Raw genomic sequence first — 5,505 nt, 5'->3', positions numbered from 1 at the left:
ATTAATAATTAAATGGGGTCGCAAAATCAAAAATAAGGGTAATGCTTGTATCACAGTTTAAATGTGCAACAGCTTACGAGTATTTTTTAGTTGTTTTTCTAAAAATTATACGCTTTCTTCAATTGTGATTTTTAAAATACGAGCCATAAAACGCACCATCAACGCTACCTCTCTATTATATGCAACTTCACATGAAATTGGTATTAGATTTACTCCACAGTTAAGTATGGCGCGTCAGCTAAGTGTTTTTGACAAAACGATTAATATTTTTACTGTGACGCACCTTACAGTTTTCTAATTTTTAATTATTATTTAAGCGCCCATGCCCGAATACTGCTTCAAACCCTGCCGCCAAAGCCAGCGGTTCCACACAAAAAACACCGCACCCCAACCCAGCATCACCAACAAACCGCGGCCTACATCTACGGGCAATCCGATCAAGATTGAAGCGGGAAAATGAATCAAATAAGGAAACGGCATCCACAAAACTACTTCGCGCACGGGTGCAGGAAACACTTCTAGGGGTGCGATAAGTCCCGATAAAAACAGGTAAATTAAAGACCAGAATTGCTCGATCGCACTTGCCCTTTCCAGCCAAAAAGCAAACAGCGCAAAGGTATACTGTATCAAGAACCGCAAGCAAAAAGCCAAGACGATAACCAACAAAAATAGCAAAAACCTGCCCAAACTTGGCAGCCAAAAAGACTGCGGGTAAAGTGCAAAAAACAGCAGCACTAATCCCAATACAAAGGGCAGCCTGGCAAACCTTTCGGAAACGTGAGATGCGAAGTGGTGCCATACGGGATCGAGAGGCTGCAACAATCTATTAGATAGCGTGCCTTGCACTACTTCCTTTTCAAACTCCCAAATCACCCAAACTACATTTGTTTGCCTGACAATGAAAGTGGCTAAAAAATAACGGGTAAAGTCGATCGACTTCAGCCCAAATTGACCATTCTCGGCCGCCTGCATCCAAACGCCCATCAAGATAAAAGGCAAAGCTCCCGACAGCGCCCACACAAACAATTCTGCCCGGTATTCGAGGGCATAAGCATAGTAGGTAACTAACAAAGTTTTAGCAATTTTGATGAATCGTGTCATATTAATTTGAGATCTTAAAGTGTTCAGTATTAAAGTTCCTGATGTGCACCATACAAGTAGAGTTTATGCGTAAATTGTTGTTACACTTTTCCCGTGCGGAAAACGCGACCAATTACCTCTTCAATGGGCGGGTCAGTAACAGTCAAATCTATCACTTCCAACTCCGCCAAAATCTTCGCCACGCTCACCGTCAGCTCTTCCCTTGTGACTAAAAAGCGTACAGAATTTCCCTCAATAGATTCTACCTCGCCGTAAGCAAAAGCACTATCTTTTGCCAGCGGCTTAGCTAATTTTACCTGAACTTCCCGATAAGGTGCAAACCGATCGAGCAATCCGTCCAAACTGCCATCATAAACTAATTGACCTTCATGGATTAACAAAACGCGCTTGCACAAAGCAGTAATGTCAGCCATGTAGTGGCTCGTCAACAGCACTGTTGCTTGATAGCGCTCGTTATATTCTCGCAAAAATTGCCTGACGCTAAACTGTGCGTTTATATCCAAACCTAAAGTCGGTTCATCTAAAAATAATACCTCCGGCTGGTGCAGTAGTGCTGCCATCAATTCAGCTTTCATGCGTTCGCCCAAAGACAGCTTTCGCACCGCCTGATTTAACTTGCCTTCTAGTGACAGCATCTCTGTCAATTCTCCGACTCGCCGCCGATAATCTGTATCGGGAATGCCGTAGACAGCAGCATTGATTCGCAGAGAGTCAAGCACTGGTAAATCCCAAATTAACTGCTGTTTCTGCCCCATAATTAAGGTGATTCTTTGCAGAAAATCTGCTTCGCGACGGAAAGGAGTACGATCGCACACTCTCACAGTACCCGCCGACGGATAAATCAACCCAGTCAGCATTTTCAGCGTAGTAGTTTTGCCCGCACCGTTAGCGCCGAGAAACCCCACGACTTCCCCCGGTTCAATACTGAAAGAAACGCCCTCAACAGCTTTGACATTGCGGTATGTGCGGTTAAAAAAGTGCCGCACTGTTCCTTTAAGTCCCGGTTCTTTAATCGCTACCGGATAAACTTTGCTCAAATCTTCAACTAAGATAATTGGCATCGGCTCAAATTTTAACTTTTATTTTAATCTAGGGTATTTCCATCAGGCTTGTGCCAAGATGTAGCGATCGAGCTGTGTAGTAGGGTGCGCCACCGATTGCTTGATCGCTCAGAAAAAGTAACTGTGTTCTGGCGCACCCTACTCAGCTTTAGAATATTGCAAAATATCCACGATCACATCGCACAAAGTTTACAACTATGGTACTCACGGCCGATAATTCAGGCATCTCTCGTTTGGTAGGAGACAATTCTTCTGAAAATATTACACTTACACCAGGACAACTTGCTAGTTTTTCTGGGGGACTTTGGATGCTGGGTGGCAATGATACTGTCAGGGGCTCGTCAGATGCAGAACGGATTTTCGGCAACGATGGTAAAGACAGTCTGTTAGGTGGTGTCGGGAATGATTCTATTTACGCCGGCAAAGATGATGACGATGTTTTGGGAGAAACTGGCGACGATTTCTTGACAGGAGATAGAAATAGCGATTTCCTTAATGGGGGTGCGGGAAATGATTTGCTGCGCGGTGGACAAGGTATTGATTTGTTAGTTGGCGGTGAAGGTAGTGATACTTTAATTGGCGACAGAGATGTGGATATTTACCAAGGTGGTGGCGGGAGCGATGTCTTTGTTTTTCGAGTCGATCAAGCGGGAATCAGAGTAGTTGGCGTTGAAGTTCCGGACGCGGTAATTGTGGATTTTGATAAGTCTAACGATTCGATTGGAATTAGTGTGGAATTTACCAGCAGCAATATCTCCTTGGAAGAGGTAAATTATAGCTTAAACGATCCGAGACTGCTGCTGCTCAATCCTGCAACCATATCGGGGGGAACGAGTTTGTTAGCCAAGGGTGGCATCTCGCAGCGAAGTCTCGATCCCGATGGCAACGGCCGTGTGGAAGCTACTAATATTAGATTCGGTTTTACTAATGCTTTGTTGGGTACTGTTTTGAATGTGACCCCAGCCGATTTAAACGGTCGTTTTATTAATGCTAATTCTTTGCTTTAATTCGTGGCTTATATATCTTTAGTAGGGTGCGCCTAGCGCACCTTACCCATTACGAATTATCTAACTCACGGTCAAAACTGCGCGATAGCGCACTTGATTGTCCCGGACTTTCTGCATTGCTTCATTCGCTTGTGCGATCGCAAAAACTTCAACAATCGGCTCAATCCCAAACTTCTCTGCAATTGACAGCATTTCATTAATCATAGCGCGACCGCCGATCGGCGAAGCCATAATTCGGCGTCGCTTTGTCAGCAACGGAAACAAGGGAATGCTCAAAGGTGCGTCGGGAACTCCCACAAAAGCAAGCGCACCGTCAGAATCGAGAAAATCAATGTAAGGAACCCACTCTAAAGCAGCAGGAACAGTGCTCAACAAAATATCTAATTTGCTACTGGGGGCTTGAGGAATTTCGCCTTTTCCTACTACAATAGCTTCGTCTGCCCCCATTTTTTGTGCAAATTCTGCCTTATCTTGGGAAGTAGTAAAAACAGTAACGCGGTTGCCCAATTTTTTCGCAAATTGCACCGCCATGTGTCCCAAACCGCCGATGCCGAGAATGCCAATTTCTTGCCCCGAACTCATCCCCGCATTCCGCAAACCGGCGTAAACCGTAATCCCGCCGCACAACAGCGGCCCCGCTATTTTGGAATCGATGCCTTTAGGAATAGGAAAAGCAAAGCGGGAATCTACCATCAAATAATCGGCAAAACCGCCCGGGCCTGTAACAATTAATCCCTGGTTTTCATCACAGAGATTTTCGTTACCGCGCAAGCAGTCGCGGCACTGCAAACAAGACGACCTTTGCCAGCCGACACCAACGCGATCTCCCACTTTTAAATGAGTCACTTGCGGCCCTATTTCTGCCACTTCTCCGATAACTTCGTGGCCCGGAACGAGGGGATATTTTGATTGACCCCAATCGTTGTCAATCATGTGCAAGTCTGAGTGACAGATGCCGCAAGTTAACACTTTTATCAGACATTCATGTACTTTGGGAGGTTCGACATCGAATTTGTATTCTTCAAGCAATCCGCCTGTTTTTTTAACTGCCAGTGCTTTGATTTGCATGGTGGTATTTCCTGGTTTGCTTGCCATTATAGTGTTCGGGACGAGTTTAACAGTCTCTTTCTTTAGTTGTATATATTCAAGTGAAGCGGCCCCTAGGACTGAGGCGCGTTACTAATAATTTGTCTGTTCCTTAGGGCGCACCTTACTAATTACCCATTAGCACTTAGGATTATAACTTGCCCTTTTCCATTGCCCACTGCATCAAACCGGGGAACAAACGATAAGCTTCCGATGCCAAAAAAGCAGGACCGACGGTAACTTCTGCACGCTGATTTTTCACAGCATCCCAGATAGCTTTAGCAATATCTTCTGGCTGAGTTGCCCAGTCAGATTTTAGCATTTGGCTCATTTTCTGGCGGCGCAATTCGACTCCCGGTTCGTCTCGATCGCGAAATTGAGCTCTTTCTAAAAAATCACTGTTAATCAGGCCCGGATGCACGGCGCAAACGTGAATACCTTGAGGCGCTAATTCCAATCGCAAACTTTCTGTTAAACCGGTTACTGCATATTTGCTGGCACAATAAGCAGTCATTTGAGGCAAAGGCATTTTGCCACCAATAGAACCAACATTGACTATGGTGCCAGTTTTTCGTTGCAAAAAATGTGGCAAAATTTCTTGAATTGTGTTAACACATCCCCAAAAATTGGTATTCATTAATTGCTGCCAGTCTTCGGAGGTAGTGTGTTCGATCGCCCCCGTGAGACAAATGCCAGCATTGTTAACTAAAACATCGATGTTGCCACAGGCATCTAGGGCTTTTTGGACGATCGCGCGCACTTGTTGAATGTCGCCCACATCCCCCGGAATAGCTACAGCGGAAGTGCCTTCTCGCTGCACTTGAGCCGCTGCTGCTGCCAATCTCTCTGGCTGGCGAGCCACCATCACTACATCGTAACCTTTACTTGCAAATAAAATTGCTGTTGCTTTGCCGCTTCCTTGAGAAGCGCCTGTAATCAAAACTGTAGGAGCCATAGATAGTTATAAATTGTAACTGGGTAATTTGTTTTTTGCGATATTGAAACTATAACAGAGGTCAGGTAATTTTAGGCGCTATACATTAATAATTATTGAGTATATAAATTTTTTGTGCTTCGGTAACGTTTTTTTTTTAACGAACCGCGAAGGACACGAAGGAAGAGAGGAGAAGAGAAGAGGAAGAGTTCAGATTTGTGCAAAAATTGCTATGTATATATTAGACCTCTTGCGAAAGTGCGCTCGTTCTAGGTAAAATAAAAGAAAAAATTAGATTAATAATATGAATTACGAA

At 44.5% G+C, this 5,505-nt stretch carries 5 protein-coding genes; 1 reads left to right on the top strand and 4 read right to left on the bottom strand.

Annotation, left to right across the window (positions count from 1 at the left end):
- Window positions 1-312 precede the first annotated feature (312 nt).
- On the bottom strand, window positions 313-1,101 hold the full coding sequence (locus QT996_RS27995) for an ABC-2 family transporter protein (protein ID WP_333050730.1): 789 nt from the start codon (window positions 1,099-1,101) through the stop codon (window positions 313-315).
- An 80-nt stretch (window positions 1,102-1,181) separates the two neighbouring features.
- A complete protein-coding gene (locus tag QT996_RS27990) occupies window positions 1,182-2,162 on the bottom strand; it encodes an ATP-binding cassette domain-containing protein (protein WP_333050729.1) in 981 nt (326 codons plus the stop codon).
- A 197-nt stretch (window positions 2,163-2,359) separates the two neighbouring features.
- On the opposite strand from QT996_RS27990, the gene QT996_RS27985 reads away from it, so the two are divergent.
- A complete protein-coding gene (locus tag QT996_RS27985) occupies window positions 2,360-3,169 on the top strand; it encodes a calcium-binding protein (RefSeq protein WP_333050727.1) in 810 nt (269 codons plus the stop codon).
- Between the two features lie 60 nt (window positions 3,170-3,229).
- Here the strand turns inward: QT996_RS27985 and QT996_RS27980 are convergent, their stop codons facing one another.
- Together QT996_RS27980 and QT996_RS27975 are read right to left on the bottom strand one after the other, a co-directional pair.
- A complete protein-coding gene (locus tag QT996_RS27980; protein WP_333050725.1) occupies window positions 3,230-4,264 on the bottom strand; it encodes an NAD(P)-dependent alcohol dehydrogenase in 1,035 nt (344 codons plus the stop codon).
- A gap of 142 nt (window positions 4,265-4,406) precedes the next feature.
- Window positions 4,407-5,210: an SDR family oxidoreductase gene (locus QT996_RS27975; RefSeq protein WP_333050724.1), complete on the bottom strand. Its 804-nt coding sequence runs from the start codon at window positions 5,208-5,210 to the stop codon at window positions 4,407-4,409.
- Window positions 5,211-5,505 lie beyond the last annotated feature (295 nt).

The sequence above is a fragment of the Microcoleus sp. S13C4 genome, from assembly GCF_036700865.1.
Classification (GTDB): domain Bacteria; phylum Cyanobacteriota; class Cyanobacteriia; order Cyanobacteriales; family Microcoleaceae; genus Microcoleus.
The sequence above is the reverse complement of the archived record's forward strand: the minus strand, read 5'-3'. Positions and strand labels throughout refer to the sequence as shown.

Coding starts and splice junctions, on each gene's coding strand:
- QT996_RS27995 (WP_333050730.1), bottom strand. CDS start 1,101: ATGACACGATTCATCAAAATTGCTAAAACTTTGTTAGTTACCTACTAT.
- QT996_RS27990 (WP_333050729.1), bottom strand. CDS start 2,162: ATGCCAATTATCTTAGTTGAAGATTTGAGCAAAGTTTATCCGGTAGCG.
- QT996_RS27985 (WP_333050727.1), top strand. CDS start 2,360: ATGGTACTCACGGCCGATAATTCAGGCATCTCTCGTTTGGTAGGAGAC.
- QT996_RS27980 (WP_333050725.1), bottom strand. CDS start 4,264: ATGGCAAGCAAACCAGGAAATACCACCATGCAAATCAAAGCACTGGCA.
- QT996_RS27975 (WP_333050724.1), bottom strand. CDS start 5,210: ATGGCTCCTACAGTTTTGATTACAGGCGCTTCTCAAGGAAGCGGCAAA.